Annotated in this window: 18 protein-coding genes and 2 pseudogenes; 14 read left to right on the top strand and 6 right to left on the bottom strand. The window is 69.7% G+C overall.

Going from position 1 to position 18,511, the window contains the following annotated elements; all coding sequences use genetic code 11:
- Positions 1–45 precede the first annotated feature (45 nt).
- Complete coding sequence (locus ACWC9T_RS31350) at positions 46–1,260, bottom strand: 8-amino-7-oxononanoate synthase family protein (RefSeq protein ID WP_449824427.1); 1,215 nt, start codon at positions 1,258–1,260, stop codon at positions 46–48.
- Between the two features lie 1,383 nt (positions 1,261–2,643).
- Between ACWC9T_RS31350 and ACWC9T_RS31345 the strand changes: the two are divergent.
- The 3 genes and pseudogenes from ACWC9T_RS31345 to ACWC9T_RS31335 all read left to right on the top strand — a co-directional run.
- Positions 2,644–3,045, top strand: a pseudogene (locus ACWC9T_RS31345) (LexA family protein); the annotation flags it as partial.
- 82 nt (positions 3,046–3,127) lie between these two features.
- Entirely contained in the window at positions 3,128–3,940 is an 813-nt protein-coding gene (locus ACWC9T_RS31340) for a hypothetical protein (RefSeq protein ID WP_449824426.1), read from the top strand.
- Positions 3,941–4,151: 211 nt separating this feature from the next.
- A complete protein-coding gene (locus ACWC9T_RS31335; protein WP_449824443.1) occupies positions 4,152–4,766 on the top strand; it encodes a hypothetical protein in 615 nt (204 codons plus the stop codon).
- On the opposite strand, the gene ACWC9T_RS31330 is transcribed toward ACWC9T_RS31335, so the two are convergent.
- A complete protein-coding gene (locus ACWC9T_RS31330; RefSeq protein WP_449824441.1) occupies positions 4,655–5,077 on the bottom strand; it encodes an IS3 family transposase in 423 nt (140 codons plus the stop codon). The two genes, ACWC9T_RS31335 and ACWC9T_RS31330, sit on opposite strands and share 112 nt — an antisense overlap.
- Positions 5,078–5,339: 262 nt before the next feature.
- On the opposite strand from ACWC9T_RS31330, the gene ACWC9T_RS31325 reads away from it, so the two are divergent.
- From ACWC9T_RS31325 to ACWC9T_RS31315, 3 genes are all read left to right on the top strand, one after another.
- Positions 5,340–5,600: a hypothetical protein gene (locus ACWC9T_RS31325; protein WP_449824425.1), complete on the top strand. Its 261-nt coding sequence runs from the start codon at positions 5,340–5,342 to the stop codon at positions 5,598–5,600.
- 9 nt (positions 5,601–5,609) lie between these two features.
- Positions 5,610–6,215, top strand: a complete 606-nt coding sequence (locus ACWC9T_RS31320; protein ID WP_449824424.1) for a TetR family transcriptional regulator — start codon at positions 5,610–5,612, stop codon at positions 6,213–6,215.
- Positions 6,216–6,319: 104 nt separating this feature from the next.
- Positions 6,320–6,964 carry a cysteine hydrolase family protein gene (locus tag ACWC9T_RS31315; RefSeq protein ID WP_449824423.1) on the top strand — a complete coding sequence of 215 codons (645 nt, stop codon included), beginning with the start codon at positions 6,320–6,322 and terminating at the stop codon, positions 6,962–6,964.
- A gap of 373 nt (positions 6,965–7,337) precedes the next feature.
- On the opposite strand, the gene ACWC9T_RS31310 is transcribed toward ACWC9T_RS31315, so the two are convergent.
- Positions 7,338–7,916 (bottom strand): TetR/AcrR family transcriptional regulator, encoded by a 579-nt coding sequence (locus ACWC9T_RS31310; protein ID WP_449824422.1) that lies wholly within the window; start codon positions 7,914–7,916, stop codon positions 7,338–7,340.
- 90 nt (positions 7,917–8,006) lie between these two features.
- Between ACWC9T_RS31310 and ACWC9T_RS31305 the strand changes: the two genes are divergently transcribed.
- The 4 genes and pseudogenes from ACWC9T_RS31305 (at position 8,007) to ACWC9T_RS31290 (ending at position 10,956) form a co-directional block, all read left to right on the top strand.
- The gene (locus tag ACWC9T_RS31305; protein ID WP_449824421.1) at positions 8,007–8,453 is read left to right on the top strand and encodes an anthrone oxygenase family protein; all 447 of its coding nucleotides are present in this window, start codon (positions 8,007–8,009) and stop codon (positions 8,451–8,453) included.
- Positions 8,454–8,505: 52 nt separating this feature from the next.
- A pseudogene (locus ACWC9T_RS31300) lies at positions 8,506–8,890 on the top strand (ISL3 family transposase); the annotation flags it as partial.
- 38 nt (positions 8,891–8,928) lie between these two features.
- Positions 8,929–9,183, top strand: coding sequence for a hypothetical protein (locus ACWC9T_RS31295; protein WP_449824442.1), 255 nt, complete (start codon positions 8,929–8,931; stop codon positions 9,181–9,183).
- Between the two features lie 381 nt (positions 9,184–9,564).
- Positions 9,565–10,956: a hypothetical protein gene (locus ACWC9T_RS31290; protein ID WP_449824420.1), complete on the top strand. Its 1,392-nt coding sequence runs from the start codon at positions 9,565–9,567 to the stop codon at positions 10,954–10,956.
- Positions 10,957–11,538: 582 nt separating this feature from the next.
- On the opposite strand, the gene ACWC9T_RS31285 is transcribed toward ACWC9T_RS31290, so the two are convergent.
- Positions 11,539–11,889, bottom strand: coding sequence for a hypothetical protein (locus ACWC9T_RS31285; RefSeq protein ID WP_449824419.1), 351 nt, complete (start codon positions 11,887–11,889; stop codon positions 11,539–11,541).
- Between the two features lie 556 nt (positions 11,890–12,445).
- On the bottom strand, positions 12,446–13,084 hold the full coding sequence (locus tag ACWC9T_RS31280; protein WP_449824418.1) for a TetR/AcrR family transcriptional regulator: 639 nt from the start codon (positions 13,082–13,084) through the stop codon (positions 12,446–12,448).
- Between the two features lie 128 nt (positions 13,085–13,212).
- On the opposite strand from ACWC9T_RS31280, the gene ACWC9T_RS31275 reads away from it, so the two are divergent.
- The 3 genes from ACWC9T_RS31275 (at position 13,213) to ACWC9T_RS31265 (ending at position 15,230) form a co-directional block, all read left to right on the top strand.
- Positions 13,213–13,965, top strand: coding sequence for an SDR family oxidoreductase (locus ACWC9T_RS31275; protein ID WP_449824417.1), 753 nt, complete (start codon positions 13,213–13,215; stop codon positions 13,963–13,965).
- 50 nt (positions 13,966–14,015) lie between these two features.
- Entirely contained in the window at positions 14,016–14,909 is an 894-nt protein-coding gene (locus ACWC9T_RS31270) for an SDR family oxidoreductase (RefSeq protein WP_449824416.1), read from the top strand.
- 108 nt (positions 14,910–15,017) lie between these two features.
- A complete protein-coding gene (locus ACWC9T_RS31265; RefSeq protein WP_449824415.1) occupies positions 15,018–15,230 on the top strand; it encodes a hypothetical protein in 213 nt (70 codons plus the stop codon).
- Here ACWC9T_RS31265 and ACWC9T_RS31260 read toward each other — a convergent pair.
- Positions 15,202–16,002 carry a hypothetical protein gene (locus ACWC9T_RS31260; RefSeq protein WP_449824414.1) on the bottom strand — a complete coding sequence of 267 codons (801 nt, stop codon included), beginning with the start codon at positions 16,000–16,002 and terminating at the stop codon, positions 15,202–15,204. The genes ACWC9T_RS31265 and ACWC9T_RS31260 overlap by 29 nt on opposite strands.
- 783 nt (positions 16,003–16,785) lie before the next feature.
- Between ACWC9T_RS31260 and ACWC9T_RS31255 the strand changes: the two genes are divergently transcribed.
- Positions 16,786–18,390, top strand: a complete 1,605-nt coding sequence (locus ACWC9T_RS31255) for an MFS transporter (RefSeq protein ID WP_449824413.1) — start codon at positions 16,786–16,788, stop codon at positions 18,388–18,390.
- Positions 18,391–18,511 lie beyond the last annotated feature (121 nt).

Below are 18,511 nucleotides of genomic sequence, written 5' to 3'. Positions count from 1 at the left end.
CATTGGCCGTTGGTCGTTGCTCGTTGGGCGCGGTGAGCGCGGTGGTCAGGCGTGCCGGTCCTGCAGCGTCTTCAGCAGCGAGCAGAACTCCTGGATCTCGGCCGTGGCCATGTTGGCGCGCAGCATCAGGCGCAGGCCCGCGTTGCCGCGGCCGATGATCGGGAAGAAGATCGGCGAGGCGTAGAAGCCGTTGGCGAAGAGGTCCTGGGCCATGCGGACCGTCGCGTCCTCGGAGCCGATCTTGACGAAGCGGATCGGCAGCCCGTCGTGGCGCTGCACGGTGTCGACGTGACTGTCAAAGAGGTCCTCGTTCTCCTTCAACCGGCTTTGCAGCACGGTGAGTTCGTCGGTCCGGTGCAGCTCGGCCGAGGCCAGGATGGCGCCCAGGCCCGCGGTGTTGATCCGCTGCGACCACATCAGCGGGCCGCCGTTGCGCAGCGCGAGGTCGCGGCGCTCCTTCGACCGCCCCTTGCGACCGAGGAAGACCGCGCCGCCCGACGCGCCGAAGCCCTTGTTGAGGGAGGTGATGATGAGGGTGCGGTCGTTGATCTCGCCCATCTCCTCCAGGACCAGACCCCGTCCGTTGGCCCCGAGGGTGGAGGTGCCGTGCGCCTCGTCGAAGAAGAGGAAGAGCCCGTACTGGTCCTGGAGGCGCAGGAGTTCGGTGACCGGCGCCTGGCCGCCGGTGCTGTAGACGCCGTCAGCGACGTAGGCGACAAGCGGGTGCTGCTTGCAGAGGTCCTCCAGCGCGTCGATGTCGTTGTGCGCGATGGTCACGACCTCGGTCTCGTCCCCGACGGCGGCCTTCATCGCGTTGAGGCAGAAGTGCGCGTTCTTGTCGAAGACCATCAACGGCGGCTGGTTGTCGGTGAACAGGCCGGACGCCAGGAGCGGCAGGGAGCACCACGCGGCCGCGGCGGCGGAGGCGACGGTGACGGCCTCCACGTCGAAGAGGTCGGACAGCGCGGCCTCGGCGTCCTCCAGCACGGAGAAGCGGACCCGGCTGCGCGCGGTGGAGGTGTTAAGGGCGCCCACCGACAGGACCGTCTCGGCGGCCGCCCGCACCAGCGCCGGGTGGGCGTCCAGGCCGAGGTAGGAATAGGAGGACATATTCACGAACTCGTGGCCGTCGGCCCGCGTCCGGTGCTGTCCGGGGCCGAGGCCGTCCACGACGATGTCGAGCAGCCCGGCCTGGCTCATGACGTCCCAGAATGCGGTGCTGATCTGCGCGGACTTCTTGATGTTCTGGTAGGCATGCATGCCCGGGAAACCCCTATTCGAAAGGTCGAGTCAGCTGGCTGGAAATAGCACAAGAAGGCAGCCTGATTCCCATCTGAAATTCAGGAAAGACCAAGTAAAGCCGCCGCCGAGGTCGGGTCAAGTGAATTTTTAGGAACAGCCCGAGGAATATGTTAAATCGCGTCGGGCCGCCACTGGAAAATGCCAGTGGACGGCGCGCGACGGTCGCCAGCGAGGGCATCCGCGGCTGTTTCCGGCGGGACGACAGGAAGGCCGGTCAGTCGGCGACCGCACCGCCACCGATGGCATTTGACCTGCATGAACGACAGCAACAGTGCATCTCTCGGCGGGCGCCCGGAGATCGCGGCGGCCCGTCGGGCAAAATTGGGGATATTCTCATATGTGCTGACACGATCATTCACTTCCGGGTTCGCGGAAATCTCGGAGCGCATCGACCGAGGCTTGTGGCGACGGCCTTTTGGCGGTGCATTTTATGGCAGCACAACAGCACCCTGGAGAATGTCTGGTCTCCCGGCCGAACTGGCCCTGCCACTCGAAAAAGCTTGGAAAGCATCGACCCGTCCGGGCCGCGTTGATCATCTTGCCTAAATGAACCTAGCCAGGCGGCATGGCCACGTCAAGATGCTTTTTCTGAATTTCAGGTTGCTCTTACCCGGCGCGGTCTCCGCACGATTGCGGCCGAACACGGAGCAACCCGGACGTGAAGCCGCCGGAGCGGACGCCGGTCAGAACTGATCGGAGCCGGGGACCGGGTCGAGGCTCAAGGGCGACATCGGCGACCGGGCTGGTCCGGCTGCGCGGGCACCGTCTTCCACACGACGCCACACCCCCGACGGGCTCCGCGGTTGGCAAGCGGTGCGCTCTCCACGGCCCCGTCCTCTGGGGCGAACGTTCGCTGCTGCCCCATCCTCACCCCCCGTTCCAGCCGCGGCGCTTCCTCCCCGCGCCCGGCCGTTCCCGTTTCGGGCGGTAGCCTGACGTCAGACCATCTGATCTGTCAATGACCGATCGCACAGTGTCGAGGCTCACGCCGGCCCGCGCGGAGAACGGTGGACACACCCGGTACCTGACGGTAACTTAGCTGGCCGTAACGGCTTGACCACCGAGACGTCGGCGAACTCAAAGTTGAAAGGTGGCCCTGGCAGCAGCTGGGCTGCCGGCAGCGAGCGCCTCATCGCACGGACTCATCGCCCGTACGCGCCCGCGTCGTGACGCGGGCTTCCGGAACCAGGCTGGGTGGAGGTTCTTGGAGTCGAAGCCGGACCGACCGCGCCGGGGCGGCTTCCGGCGCCCGCCCCTGCTGCTCGCCGGACCCGAATAGTTCATGGACACCCGCACGAGCACGGGCACAGAGTCCCGCCTCAAGATCACCTGGGAGGACACATGACGGACGACGCCCGGCCCCCGGCCCGCCCCGGCCGCCCACCTGGTACCCGCGCCGACGAGGCCGGCCTCACCGAGCGCCAGCGCCGCGTGATCGAGGTCATCCGCGATTCCGTCCAACGCCGCGGCTACCCGCCGTCCATGCGCGAGATCGGCCAGGCCGTGGACCTGTCCAGCACCTCCTCCGTCGCGCACCAGCTGGTGGCCCTGGAGCGCAAGCTCGTGGTCCGACGGGACCCGAACCGGCCCCGTGCGTACACCATCTCGGCTCACCGGCTCGCAGCGCTGGACGAGGTCACAACTCCGACGACAGTCGGCCCGTCCACCTCCTACGTGCCGCTGGTCGGCCGAATCGCCGCCGGCGGCCCGATCCTGGCCGAGCAGACGGTCGAGGACGTCTGGCGGGCTGGGGCGCAGGCGGCCCCAGGAAGCCGCCAAGCCGCCCCCGGGGCCAGCTCTCGGCGGGATGCGGTGGAATGGTCGCGTGACCGCACACGATGTGGCCCGGGCTCTGCCGGGCATCGACGACCTTCGCGACCACTGCCGCAGCCTCGCGATGCTGGACGCCGTGCTCAGCCCGGAGTGGGACTCTCGGTTCTACTCCTTCGACGCACACTGGGACGAGAGTGAGCAGATGGCGTCGATGCGCGACGGGATGGGCACGGAGTACGCGATCGTGTTCTCGGCCGCCGGGGCCTACGTTCGGGGCTTCGACCACGAATCCCTCATGAGTCCGTGGGCCCGGATGAGCATCCCGACGGTGTGGCCTGGCGTCCTGGACGACGTGCCGGACGTCTTCCGTACATACGTCACCGAACCCGCGTTCTGCGACGAAGACGGAGTACCCACCGTCACGTGCTGCCTATGGCGGGGGGTGACCGATACCGCCTGGCAAACCGGAGTCATCACCTTTCCCGAGGACGGCGACGGCGACCCGGACGGTGCGAACGTCCTCTTCGAGCTCCTCGTCGATCGCTCGCCGGAAGCCTACGCGGCGTGGGCGTCCGAGTATTACGAGACACCCGTCGACGTCGAGGCCGTGCGTGCGGACTCCTCCACACGGCCGTCTGGCCGCACCGTTCCTCGGCCGCGGCGGACGCGGCGCGGGCGCAGGCGGGCAGAGACGGCCCGGGGCACTTCTCGGCGGTCCTCGGCCCGGCCAGGTCAGCGCCGGTCGAGCCCGAGCGCGGTGAGCCGCTCCAGCTGTTCAGCGGCCGTTTGCCCTGGCTCCCGCTTTCGTGGCCTGCCGGAGGCTGTCGCGTTGGGGGCTGTCGCGTGCTGTGACCTGGGCGGATAGGTGCTTTCCCCCGTGTGTGGTCCGGGCGCGACAGCTGGACGCGACAGGGGCCCTGGGTGTGGCCGCGGGCCGGGTCGCGTTGTGCTGTGACAGCGGAACTTGACCGTTTGCCACTGAAGGTTGACGACCGATGGTTCGTGCCACCGAAGGTTGATCGGGCCGTCGGGAACCGAATGGTGTGCGGCCTGCAGGGGCCTGGCAGGATCGCCGAATGCACCGCTTCCAATTCCGCGGCTTCCGGACCGTGACCTGGCTCCTGCTCCTCATCTGCGGAGGCGTTTTCGGCTTCGTGAAGGACAACCGGCCTCAGTACGCGGGCGCCGCCGTAGGCGCCCTCTGCGTCGCCTTCGTCCTGTACGTCCTGTCCGAGCTGTGGCAGCCCGAGAACGTCCGGACGGACACTGGCGCGGCCGCCACCGCGAAGCCCACCCCGGTGGTGACACCGGCCGCGACCGCCGGCGGAACGGCGAGCGAGCCGGACGAGCCCACGGACTGTCAGGACCTGGAGCTCTGTGACTTCTGCGGCAGATGGGAGGCCAGGACCGCGTGCGGCAGGGGCCTCGACTTGCCCGAGGGCTGGGTGGCCCTGGAGATCGACCGCCGGGGCGCCCAGGTGCTCTACCGCACGTACTGCTCCGAGGACCACATGCGTCTGGATCTCGCAGGCCCGCTTCCCGTTCCGGAACCCTTCCGGGATGAGCCGTGGGACAGGGCTCATCGGACCGTCGGTGACCGTCTGGCCGGCCTCGCGTTGCGCGTGGGACTGTGGCTCGTGGGCGGCTTCCTGTTGCTTGGATGCGTGCGCGGTACGGTTTCTGGTCGGTGACGGTGTGCAGATACCGTGCGTCGAAGGAACCACGGTGGTACAACCAGGTATGTATGCAGCCCGAGAGCCTGACGTCGAGCATTGCAAGTGCGACCCTGCAGGCCCAACTCGACCGTGATCTCGGCGACGGTGTTCTCGGACACCTGCCAGCCCTCCGCCCACAGGTCGAGCGTGATCCTCGGAGAGCCGTAGGTGTCGCCGGACGCGGCAAAGAAGTGCCTTATCCGATCTGCCAGTTCAGCGCTCCGTACCTCGCGGGGGGTCCGCTGGGCCGGGCGGTTGCGCCACTTGTAGAACCAGGACTCGGACACCCCGAGGGCCCGGCAGGCGATCGTGTGCGGGATGCCGTGCTCGGTCCTCTGGTCGGCGATGAATCCCGCAACCGTCACTTCATCGCCTCCCGATGGTGGTCGAGCGGGCGCGGGAGATCGGGGACGGCTACGACACCGAGGTCACGCTCCGGCAAGTCCACTACCGACCCTGATCCCGAACACGCCGTCCGCGTACCGGCACCTGTCCTCACACCTGGCCGCCGCCCGCCGCGCCGGATCGTTTCCGGACCTGGTCGACACCGTGCGCGCCGTCCACGTGCCGCCGGCCTGGTCCGGGCCGCGCCAGCTCCTCGCCCAGACGCCCGGCATGTTCCGCCTGGACCGCACCCTCGGCCAGGACACCGCGCTGTACGTCGCCGCCGAGAAGGACATTCTGCGGCGGCACTACAACCGTCCGCGCGAACCCGAGGGAGCGCACCGCCCTTCCGTCGAGGACGAGGAAGCCCTGGCCGAAGCCGCCCGTGCCCGCGAGCTCAAGGCCGGCGTCGTCAACGCTTCGTAAGCTGGGCGCATGGCATGGGATACCGCGAAGACCAAGAGGCTGTTGCTCGACGCCGCCGTGGACGAGTTCGCCACGTACGGGCCCGAGGGTGCGCGGATCGACCGCATCGCGGCCGCGGCCGGGGTCAACAAGGAGCGGATCTACCCCTACTTCGGCGGTAAGCGGCAGTTGTTCGCCGCAGTGGTGCAGCGCGAGCTGGAGCAGCTCGCCGCCGCCGTGCCGATGGAGGAGGCGGACGGACGGACGGTGGACCTTCCGGAGTACGCGGGCCGGGTGTTCGACTACCACCTCGCCCATCCGCACCTGCTACGCCTGTTGCAGTGGGAGTCGCTGTGCGGCGACGCCGCCGCTCCGGTCGCGGGCGAGGAGCGGCGGGCCGCCTACTACGCCGAGAAGGTCGCCACGGTCTCCCGTGCGAGCCGGGAGAGCGCGAACCCCGCGCAGGCCAAGGCGCAGCTTTCCCCCGAGGACCTGCTGTATGCCGTCGTCGCGCTCGCCGGCTGGCAGTTCGCCGCGCCCCAGCTCGCCCGGATGATCCTCGGTGAGGCGACCTGTGAGGATCCGGCCGCCCGGCGCGCCGCCGTCGTGGACATGGTGCGCAGGCTCGCGTTCTGACGCGACTCCGGGGACACATCTCCAACTGATGGGTTGGAAGTATGGGCCTGCTCGCGCTAGTGTCCAACTCACCAGTTGGAAATTCTCGGACAAGGAGCCCGACCATGACGGTCATGTCCGCACGCCCGAACGCCGCCCTCGTCCTCATCGAGTTCCAGCGCGAGTGGCTCGACCCCGATCACGGCCGCCTCAACCACCTCGTCGAGGACCGCGGCCTGCTCGACACCGCCGTACACGGCGCGGCCACCGCGCTGGCCGCCGCCCGTACGCACGGCGTTCCCGTCGTGCACGTGCCGCTCGTCCTCACTCCCGGCGCACCGGAGCTGGAGAGCTGGACCCCGGCGCGGCTCGGCCTTCGCGCGGCGATCCCCAAGGCCGGCACCTGGATCCAGGGCAGCACCGGCGTTGAATTCGCCAAGGCGTTCCAGCCCGCCCCCGGCGAACCGATCGTGCGCGGCCGCGCCGGCGCCAGCGCCTTCGCCGGCCCCTCCGACTTCGACCTGATCCTGCGCCGACTCGGCGTCACCGACCTGTACCTGGCAGGCTTCGCCACCCACGTGTGCGTCGAATCCACCCTGCGCGAGGCCCATGACCGCGGATACACCACCCACGTCATCCACGACGCCTGCGCGTCCTTCACCCGCGCCCAGCAGGAACACATCCGCGAGCACGTGATCCACCACTTCGGCGACGAGACCGACGCCGCCGCCTTCGCCGCCTCACTCGACGCCGTGGCCGCCGCACGATGATCGCGAGGAGTACGCCTCGGCCGGAGACGGCCCGAAGGGACAGCGCGGATTCCTCGCCCGTCTCCGACTGGTGTCGGCCATCCTGGGAACCGCCGCAGGACCGCCTCGAATTCCGCGATAGCCACCTCCGCCGAGACCTCCTGGCGCGGCGTTCTCAACCAACCTGGCAACACTGCGGCTCAGCTCAAGATTCACAGCGAAACTCGATGCGACAGGACACGGGTGTCCTGTCGCATGGAGGCTGTCGGATTCCCGACACTCGGTCTCGTTCGTGTCGGCCGGTGCTCGGTGCGGTGGCTCTTGAGCGGTGATGCCGTAGGCCGGCGGCCGACCGGGCCGTAAGGCCCCGCTGGCCTTCCGCCCGGACGGTGTGTCAGAGGATGGCGAGCCGGTCCACCAGTAGTTCCACCCGCCGCTCGGCTTCTGCCGGCGGGAGCCGTCCTGCCCGGGTCAGGGTGGCCAGCCCGTGCAGGGCCGCCCAGAACACCTCGGTGAACAGTCCCGGGTCAACGCCGTCCCCGGCGACCTCGCCGAGGCTTTCCAGCAGGGCGGCGAAGCCGTCCTTCAGCGGCTCGGGAGTGTCCTCGGCCGCGAAGGCCAGGCCGCCGTCGAGTTGGAACATGGCGTCGTAGACCGCCGGGTTACGCTCGGCGAAGTCGAGGTAGGTGCGGGCGAGGGCGGTAACCCGGGCGCGCGGGCTGTTCGCGCTGGAGGTCGCGACCCGCAGCGCTGCGGCCATCTCGGCGGCGCCTTCCAGGGCGACGGCGCCGATGATCTCGCGCTTGCCGCGGAAGTGGCTGTAGAGGACGGGCTGGCTGTATTCGATGCGCTCGGCGAGCCGACGGGTGGTGACCGCGTCCCAGCCCTGCTGCTCGGCGAGTTCGCGGGCCGTTGCCACGATGAGGCGCTCGCGGGCCGCCCGCTCGCGTTCCTTGCGTTCCTGTACCGACATGACTCGATCCTAGCATCGCTAGACAAGTGAGCGGCGACAGTACTAGCGTTACCTTGTCAGCTAGCAGCGCTAGTTCCCGGAGGGGTCGTCATGCTCAACGCACTCGAGGTCTTCACCACCGTGGTCGTCGGCCTGATGGTGGGGGTGGAGTTCTCCGTCGCCTTCGTCATGAACCCGATCTTCAACGGCCTCCCCGAGGACAGTGACCAACTCGCCCGCGCCCACGGGGGCCGGATACTCGGCGCCGTAATGCCGGTCTGGTACATCGGCTCGCTCGTCCTCGCCGCGGTCTGGGCCATCGCCGGATGGCACCACCACGGCACCGGCCTGGTCGTCACTGCCGGCGCACTGCTGATCCTCAGCGTGATCATGTCGATCCTGCTGCTCGTCCCGATCAACAACCGGGGCAAGACCTGGACCCCCGAGAACCGGCCCGCCGACTGGAAGGAGCAGATGAACCGCTGGGACCGCTACCACTACATCCGCGTCGCCGTCATCATCGCCGCCTTCGCCCTGCTGGTCGCCGCCCTCGCCTGAGCCCGCGGGCTGGCACGGCGCTAGTGCGGGTGACGGGCGTCGTTGGCATGGTGTGCGAGATATCAACGAGCTTGTGAGCGTGGTGTTTTCGGGGTTGTCGGCGCTGGTCATCGAGGATGTGGCGGACGAGGCGATTTGATCCGGGCGACGGCGCGGACCCGGGAGGCTCCAGTGCCGCGCCCCGTGTGCGGGACGCCGACAGGGCGGGCACAGGTTCCACGGGCGGAGCGCGCGGACATGCCGGTGGACGGACGGCGGGTCGTCGTCTCGGTGAGGTTGCGGCACCTGGTGCGCGCGGTGCTCGGCTGCGGGCGGCAGACGTTCCGCGAGCAGGTTCCCGGCTCGTGGCGCGCTACCAGCGCCGTACCAACCGCCTGGCCGACCAACTCGGATCTGCGGTCAAGGAGTTATCGGGCCGGGCGGGCGCCCGCCTCGCGTGCTGGCCTGCCGGATCTCCCGCTCCACCGTCCTGCGCATGCTCATACGCAGAGCACTGCCGCCGAGCGTCGCGCACCCCCCTACCGGCCCGTACCGCGACCACCTCCGAGCCCGTCGCGTCGCCGACCCGGCCGTCCCCGTCAAGCAGCTGTTCCGGGAGATCAAGGAACTGGGGTATACGGGCAGCCTCAACCTGCTCTACCGCCACATCACCCAGGGCCGGGCCGAGGGCGACAAGCCCGTCACCACCCCACAGCGCTTCGCCCACGCGCGGCGGAGACCGGGCCGATGATGTGACTCATCATTCTCGCCGGCTCGCGCGGGGCGCTGCGACACGTGAGGTTCTCATGACCTCGCTACCTCGAAATGATCGGGTCGAGGTCTTTAATTAATTGTGTTTTGTCATGATTTTTCGACAGGTGTCCTGTGGTGCTTGTGCGTTGTCGTTCGGGCGGTGCGGGGCACTCTGCTGTGAGGAGAGGTGAACCTGCGGATGAGTGCTCGCAAGCATGGACAGGGCGATCTGCCGTGGTGCCGGGTCAGCCGTCAGTTGCCCGCGGCCATGTCCAACAGGACCCTGGTCGGTGGGATGGCCCCGGTTGGTGCCGTCGTTGCGTCCGATCCGGCGGGCTCGGGTGGACGGCGTGGGGAGCGTGGTGTGGGGGCGGTGTCGGTGGGGGGCACTCTGCTGTCCGGTATGGCGCTGCTGGCGGCTGCGGCTCCACCGGTGGCCGCCGCGCCGGTGGAGGCCGTGCCGGTGCGGGCGCAGCAGGCTGATCCGTCGCAGACCTTCACCTTCACCGGCGCTTCGCAGACCTTGACGGTTCCGGCGGCGGCGGTGGTGACGATCATCGCGGACGGCGCGGGCGGCGCCGACAACACCGGCACCCCCTGTTCCGTCACGGGGACCGGTGGGACGGGGGCGCGGGTGGTGACCACCCTGCCGCAAACCGTCGCCCCGACGACCTTCACCGTCAACGTCGGCGGCACCGGCGGCAAAGGCTGCAACGGCACCGGGACGCCGGGTGCCGGCGGGTTCAACGGCGGCGCCCCAGGGGGGAGTTTCCCGGCCAGTGGTTTCCGTTTCGAAGGTCCGGGTGGGGGCGGGGCCTCCAGCGTCAGCACGGGCGGCTCCCTGCTGGTGGTCGCCGGGGGCGGCGGCGCCGCCGGCGGCACCGGAGCGGGCTCCACGGGGGGCAACGGAGGCAACGGCGGGACAACGCCGGATGCCACCGGCGGTACCGCGGGAAGTGCCACCGGCCCTGGGGCTTCGCCGGGGCAGGGCGGGGGCGGCGGCAGCACCAGCACCGGGGGTGCCGGCGGGGCCGCCGGCACCGTTCCATTCTGTGCGGTCACGAACGGCGGGCCGGGGAGCGGGTTCTCCGGTACCACGGTCGGGACCGGCGGCGCCGGCGGCAGCTTCGACGGCGGCTGTGCCGCCACTGCCATCAGTGGTGGCGGCGGCGGTGGGGGTGGGTACTTCGCCGGCGGGGGCGGCGGCAGCGGCGCCGTCAACAGCAGCGGCACCTCGGCGGGTGGGGGCGGGGGTGGTGGGGGCAGCAGCTTCGCCACCCCCACGGGTACCGGCACGTCCTATGCGCTGTCGACGATCGGGACGGCGAACCACAACGGCCAGGTGACCATCTCCTACACGGTCCCGTCCTTGACCATCACCAAGACCCACACCAGGCACTTCACCCAGGGGCGGGACGGCACCTACACCATCACCGTGGGCAACGCCGTCGGGGCCGCCCCGACCGACGGCACCACGATCACCGTGTACGACACCCTGCCCGCCGGGCTCAGGGTCGACAGCATCGGTGGCACGGGATGGAACTGCACCCCGAACATCCTCACCTGCACCCGTAGCGACATCCTCTCCGCCGGGAGCAGCTACCCTCCCATCACCCTGAAGGTCGACGTCTCCTGCGAGGCCCACGCCGAGGTGACGAACCGCGCCACCGCCCTCGGAGGTGGCGACACCACTAGCCACACCGCTGCTGACCCCACCAAGATCAAGCGCCACGAGCACGACGAGCGCTGCGAGCGCCACGAGCACTGGTAACCCAACCGACCTGTGCCCAACGGCGGGGCACGTCCATGAGGACGTGCCCCGCCGTTGGGCACGCGCTGCTGATCAGCGACGGGAGCTTCGCGAGCGCCAAAGCCGGCAGTGGTCCATCAGCGGAAGGAAACAGTCACACAGATCGTCCACCGGTCGGCCCACAAACCAGGACCGTCACAGCCCTGGACATGCCGATCCGGCGCAGTGCGGCCAGCCGGTCGGTGTGCCGGTCGCGATCGGCGTCGGCTCGAACTCGCCTGGGTGCTCGACACCTTGGCCCGTGACCTGCCCAGCAGTACGTCGACCCGCCCGGTGGCGGCGAGTACCTGCCGGCCCGCGCCCCGCACTGGTGGAACCGCCATCCCGGCGGGTGACACCGGCCCCGGCCGGGGTCGGGCCTACCAGGCCACCCCGAGGGTTCCAGCCGCCCGATCTGGGCTGAGCTTGTCCCGCTTGCCTCTGGTTGTTCAACCAGAGGCCCAGCGACGTCCCGTCCTACCTGCAGGCGTTCACCACCGAGGTCGAGCACGCGCTGCGGGCTGCTCGGCTTGCGCTGCAGGCCGTTGCGGAACGGAGCCGGAGTCAGGTGGCGTTGGCCAGGTCGATCGGCGTCGTGAGGAGGAACAGCCGGCCTGTCGTGGCGGCGGCGTGGAAGTCGAAGACGCTTGTGAAGGGGCCGGTGATCAGCAGTAGCGTGCGGTGTACGCGGATCGCGCGGCGCCATTCGCGGGTGGCGGCGACCTCGCCGTCGAACCAGGTCAGGCCGCCCGGCCGGTTGATGACCAGGTGGGATTCGTTCAGGACGGCGGACCAGGCGGGCTGAGGGTCGGCGGCCAGGGTGGGGGCGGTGTCGCGGTCGGCCCAGCCGTCTTCGAGGACCGGTCGGCGGCCGTGGGCGGCGGGGACGGCCAGGACCGGACGGTGGTCAGGCATTAGCTCAGGCCAGGGTCGGCCGCCTAACCCGGTGCTGCTGATCATCTCCATGCGCGGTCCCTTCCCACCGTCCGGGCCGATCATCCGGCCGTAGGATGAATCACATCATCGGCCGACCGCCGGGCGCGGGCGAATCCGCTGACGGGAAGGCCAAGGCGGTGGGAGAGTCGGGACGTCCGGACCAGACCCCTCGACTGGTCCGGGCCCCGGTCATTGGGACGGTTCCGAGAACGATCATCCGTCCCGTTGTGCCCGTGGGGCGGCGGCTGCCCCTGCCGGCGGGACCGGCGGGTGGGTGGTCCACCTGCTCATCAGCGTGATCGCAGCCCAGGTGATCAGCGGATCGGCCGCCTGTGGGGCCGCGAGATTTTTGAGTACCAGTACTCATGCGGGAGGTCGTCCGTGCTGGCGTAGTGGCACGCGTGAGCACAACGAAGTCGTCTCCCCCTGTGTCCGGCCCAACGGCACCCCCGGCCTGCCCCCGGCACCCTCTTCAGAGGCCGCACCCCGAACAGCCCGGCTGGTGGCCTGGGTCGACGAGGCCCGTCCCACCTCTCTACGGTCGCAGGCCGTGCATCAGGTTGGAGATGAGTCCGGCCACGAACTCTTCGGTGACGGGCTCGTCGGGGATCAGGAGCCGGTGGTAGCACGCGCCCCAGAGTTGGTCGACGACGATGCGCGGGTCTACGTCGGTGCGCAGCTGACCGCGTCGCTGGGCTCGTTGCAGGACGTCGACGGCCAGGCGGCGGCGAGGGCCGGAATAGTGCTCGCGGAAGGCGGTGGCGAGGTCCGGGTCGGTCTGTGCCGCGCCGACCAGTTCCGTGATGACCCGGCCGGCCGGGGTGCCGACCGTGAGGTGGACGAAGGCGCGCAGCTGGGCGAGCAGGTCGGCCTCGATGTCTCCGGTGTCGGGGAAGGCGAGGGTGTTCTCGACCGCGGTGAAGTATCCGTCGAGGGCGAGCGCGCCCTTTGAGGGCCACCACTTGTAGATCGACATCTTGCTGACGCCCGCCGTCGCGGCGACCCGCTCGATGGTGAAGCCTGTCATGCCTTCGCCGAACAGCAGCGTGCCGGCGGCGGAGAGGATGTCGCGGCGCACCTCGTCGGCCGGTCGCCTGCCCCGGCCGCGCCGCACGGGGGCGCCGCCCTCCGGGGTGGGGCTGGTGCTTGAACTCGGTGTCGATGCCCTGGTCACCGCAGTCTCCTCGGGTCGGTTCGTGTCTCCCTCCCAGATTATATGGACGCCGCGTCTACATTTCGCTAATATGGACGCGCCGTCCATTACTGGCCGGAGCGCCACCCGCCGGCAGAAGGAGCCTCGCCATGACCAACATCAACACCAGCACCGCCACCCCGCGCGTCGCCGTCGTCACCGGCGGGTCCGGCGGCATCGGCCGGGTCGCCGCCGAGCGCCTGGCCGCCGATGGCCTCGCCGTCGTCGTCTCCTACGCGGGCAACCCGGCGCACGCCGAGGACGCGGTGCGGGCGATCGAGAAGGCGGGCGGCACCGCCGCCGCCGTCAAGGCGGACGTCGCCGACGAGGCCGAGGTCGCCGCGCTGTTCGACGCGGCCGAGGAGCGCTTCGGTGGCGTCGACGTCGTGGTGCACGCGGCCGGGATCATGCTGCTCGCTCCGCTGGCCGAACTCGACCTCGCCGACTTCGACCGGATGCACCGCATCAACGTGCGCGGCACCTTCGTCGTCGGCCAGCAGGCCGCCCGCCGCGTTCGCTCCGGGGGTGCGATCGTCAACTTCTCCAGCTCGGTCACGAAGATCGCGCTGCCGAACTACGCCGCCTACGCCGCCACCAAGGGCGCCGTCGATGCCATGACGCTGATCCTCGCCAGGGAACTGCGCGGCCGCGACATCACCGTCAACGCCGTCGCCCCCGGCCCGACCGCGACCGCCCTGTTCCTGGACGGCAAGCCGGACGCCGTCGTCGAGCACCTGACGAAGATGTCGCCCCTGGAGCGGCTGGGCACCCCCGACGACATCGCCGAGGTCGTCTCCTTCCTGGCCGGCCCGGCCCGCTGGGTCAACGGCCAGGTCCTCTACGCCAACGGCGGCGTCATCTGAGCACCCGTCAACCCACCCCTTCCCAAACACTCGAAAGGAACGTGAACAGCATGTCCAGGACCGTTCTCATCACCGGCGCCTCCAGCGGCTTCGGCGCCATGACCGCACGCGCCCTCGCCGATGCCGGCCACCGCGTCTACGCCGGCATCCGCCACACCACCGGCCGCAACCGCCCCGCCGTCGCCGAGGCCGCCCGCTACGCCCACGAACACGGCGTCGACCTGCGCAGCGTCGAACTCGACGTCAGCGACCAGGCGTCCGTGGACGCGGCCATCGCCGCGATCGTCGCCGAGTCCGGCCGGATCGACGTGGTCGTGCACAACGCCGGCCACATGGTCCTCGGCCCGCTGGAAGCATTCACCCCCGAGCAACTGCACGAGGTCTTCGACGTCAACGCGGCCTCCACCCAGCGCGTCAACCGCGCCGTGCTGCCCCACCTGCGTCGGCAGGGCGACGGCCTGCTGGTGTGGGTCGGTTCGACCAGCACCCGCGGCGGAACCCCGCCCTACCTCGGCCCCTACTTCGCCGCCAAGGCCGCCATGGACTCCCTCGCCGTCACCTACGCCGCCGAGGTCGCCCGCTTCGGCATCGACACCACGATCGTCGTCCCCGGTGCCTTCACCTCCGGCACCAACCACTTCGCCCACTCCGGCCGCCCCGCCGACACCACCGTCGCCCAGGCCTACGAGACCCGCTACGCCGACCTGTCGGAGCAGGTCGGCGCCCGCCTCGCGGAGATCACCCCGCCCGACGCGGACCCGGCCGAGGTCGCCGCCGCGATCGTCAGCGTCGTCGACACCCCCAAGGGGCAGCGTCCCTTCCGCGTCCACATCGACCCCGTGGACGACGGCGCCGAGACCGTCAACCGCGTCGGCGACATGGTGCGCACCGCCTTCTACCACCGCATCGGCCTCGACGACCTGCTCGTACCGCACCTCGCCTGAGCCCGGCCCAGGACGATCGGTACAGCTGTCATCGCTGAGGTTGGAGGCCCGTGCCTGCCGCTGCGCCAGCGGCAGGCGGCCTACCTCGCCTCCCGTGCGGTCCGCTCGGTGCTGCTGTTCGGCCTCGGCGGTTTCGCTCAGCGCCCGCGCCTGGTGTCCGGCACCACGCCGGAGGGGGAAGCGCTGCCGGCCGGGGTGGAGATCCTCGGCCAGGACAGCGAGGTGGTGACCTGGCAGCGGCACGCCGAGTTCTCCCGCGACCCGTACGCCCACCCGGAGCGGGCGGGATCGCTTACCGGGGTCGGGCGAGGATCGGGGTGACGCACAGGCTGGTCTGGGCGGCCGTGCCGAGGTAGGGGAGCCCGGTGCGGCGCAGTGCGGAGTGGTAGGCGTCGCGTTCACGGGCGTTGGCGAAGTGCCGTTGGTGGCGTGGGGTCGGCTGGGGGTGCGTCACGGTGAGACCGTGTTCGGTGAGGCAGTCCTCCACCTCCGTGGTCGACGAGCCGTAGATCGGCCAGCCCAGGACGACGGGTGCCGGGTCCTGCAGCGTCAGGATCCGGTCGAAGGTCGTGGCGCCCAGGTAGCTGAATGCGCCGGTCGCCAGCACCAGATCCGCTCCCGCGAGCGCTTGGGCTTCGTGGTCGGCGGGGTCGGCGTGTTCGAGGTCGGTGGTCACGGCGGCGTCGATGAGCCCGGTCGCGAGAGCATAGGCGATCGCCGGATGTGACACGTCGACGCCGACCACGGTGAGGTCGGGGTCGACGGTGCCGGCCTTGACGCACGCGGCGTCCTGGGCGATCTCCTCGCCAGGTTTGCGCGTTGTGTCGCTTGGGGCGAGACAGCGCTGCGCGAGATCGGTGAACGTCAGGCCGCACTTGAGCAGGGCGCTGTTGATCCCGTAGCTGCAGGCCAGGTCGATGACCTTCAGCTGCTGGCGGCCCGTGCGCTGCCGCATGTCGGCGACGACGGCGGGCAGCAGGTTGGCGCAGAAGTCAGGCATGCGGTACCGCAACGGCGCCAGAGTGCGGAAGTACTCGTCAGGGAGCGGCTGCTGATACACCGACTCGAACGACTGCTTGCCGAAGTCTTCCACACATCCTCCAGCCCGTCGCCCACCGCGCACGGGTCCTGGGCGGACCCGCTCGAAGTGCGCGGGAAGCGGAAAAGACACCGAGTTTGCCATGTCCACTTTCGCATGACCGTCCGTCGACCTCCAGCTCTCTCAATCGCGAGCCTCTGCCACAACCGCCAATACTTCACCTTCACAGCGCCCACCGGGGACTGCGCCGCCCCCCGAGCATGCGTCTCGTCGGCCGTGGCAAAGCGGTGCGTCGGTCCTCGGGGCGGTGGCTCAGGGGATGAAGCGCGCCCCCAGCAGCCCCCGGTCAGCCTCTGCCACGGCGCGCCATACCGGGGGGCTCCGTCGGGAAGCGCGTCGGTGTCGGCCTGGTCGCCCTCGTTGCGAGGGCAGTGGCCGGGAGTCGCTGGGCCTGGCGCAGGCTCCGGGTGCTCCAGGTGAAGGGCGCGCTCGATCGCGGGGAGTGCGTGAACGCCCGGGGCGCGAACGCCCGCGCCGCCCAGGACTTGGGCCCGCTGGTGCTGCCCGCCCCGACCGATCGGGAGCTCGGCAGCCTGCCAGGGGTGAGCCGCGCGCCGTGTCGGCCGCGTGGGTCGGTGTTGGCGCGTCCAGCGAGCTTGCGGTGTGCTCGGCGTGCACTCTAAACCAGGGGATCGGGAGAAGAGAGTCGGCCCTGGCGGCAGGGGGGCCTGTCTGGGCGGAGCGATCGAACGGCAGGCTGGATTCGTGCGATGGCGAAAGGGAATGCATCGGACCGGGGGCCCGGCCGAGGAAGGAGCGTTCCCGACCGCCAGGACATTGTTCGTCCTCCTCACCGCCGAGAACGTTCTCATCAACTACACCTCGACCGCGATGAACGTGGCGTTGTCGGCGCTCGTCGGGGACCTGCACACCACGCTGACCGGCGTGCAGTCGGCGATTTCGCTGTACGCCCTGGTGGTCGCCGCGTTCCTGATCACCGGAAGCAAGTTCGGCGCACGCCACGGATACCGGCGGACCTTCGTCCTCGGTGGCGGGATCTTCGCCCTTGGAGCGCTGATCACCACCTTCGCCCCGAGCCTGCTGTTCATGCTGCTCGGCTGGTCTCTGTTCCAGGGGCTCGGCGTCGCGCTGATGCTTCCGGCGCTGCTGGCGATGCTCACCGCGGCCTTCACCGGGGCCGTCCGCACCAAGGCGCTGTCCATGCTGGCCATGACGTCCGGAATCGGGGCGGCGGCCGGTCCCGTCCTGGGCGGTCTCATCACCAACTATCTGAACTGGCGCGTGTCGTTCCTCCTGGAAGTCGTGGTCACCCTGGCCGTGTCATGGTTCATCCGGCGCACGGCCGATGCCGGACGATTGCCGGTACGCACCGGACCGCGCTTCGATGTCCTTGGGGTAGTGCTGTCCGCGACCGGACTGGCTCTGCTCGTCGTCGCGAGCCTGTTCGCGGGGCGGTACGGCCTGCTCAGGGCCCGGCAGGACTTCGTGGTGCTCGGCCACACGCTGCTGGGACGTGGTGGTCTGTCACCCGTTCCCGTCCTGTCGGGCATGGGGCTGGTGGTGATGGCCGCCTTCGCAGGGTGGGAACGACACCTCGTCAGAAGCGGCAGGGATCCGCTGGTACGGGTGTCGGTGCTGCGCGACCGCACCATCCGAGACGGGACTTCGACCCAGCTGATGCAGATCCTGGTGCCCAACGGCGCGCTCTTCCTGGTACCGGTCTTCCTGCAGACGACCCTTGGATTCGACGCGCTGCGTTGCGGAATCGTGCTGCTTCCGACCTCCGTGGGGCTGATGATGGCCGCCGTGCCGACCGCCCGGCGCATCGGGTGCGGGCGGATGACCCACCGTGCTGCCGCGATGGGGGCGTTCGTCTTCATGGCCGTCGGCTGTGGCGCTGTCGCCGTCCTGTTCAGCCCTCATGCACAGGGCATGTCAGCCGTGGGCCTGGCACTCGCACCGGGCATTCTTCTCATCGGGCTCGGCCGGGGCATGGCCACGACGACCACCGACCTCGTCCAGTCGGCAGCTCCGCCGGATGAGGTGAGCGATGTGACGGGGCTCTCCCGCACGGCCGGCTATCTGGGAAGTTCGTTCGGAGTCGCAATCGCCGGTGCCTTGCTGACGCCGGCGCTGCTGTACACGTTCGAGGTCGGCGTGAACGACAGCAGCGTCCTGTCCACCGCTCAGAAGGAGCTGGTGACGAGGACGCTGGAGCAGCAGGTCCAGATCACCGCCGCGTCCGACGACGCCCTGAGAGCGAAGGTTACGTCACGGGGCATCACGGGGGCATCGGCCGACGAGCTGGTACGGATCAACGCACACGCCAGGGAGCAGGCGCTGACAGTGTCGGTCTCCGGCATGGCCGCGTTGTCCGTCGCCGGCTGGTTCGTGGCACGACGCATTCCTGTCCTCGCGTAGCTGTCTGGCAGTCATCTGTGCACTAATACTGCAACCGCACTTGATCATGGTTGACTTGGCGAGTGGTTGATCTTGGGGTGGGGCAGGTCGAGGAGTGGAAGGCGGCGCTGGCGGGGTTGCA

Source organism: Kitasatospora sp. NPDC001159, assembly GCF_053598235.1.
The sequence above is the reverse complement of the archived record's forward strand: the minus strand, read 5'-3'. Positions and strand labels throughout refer to the sequence as shown.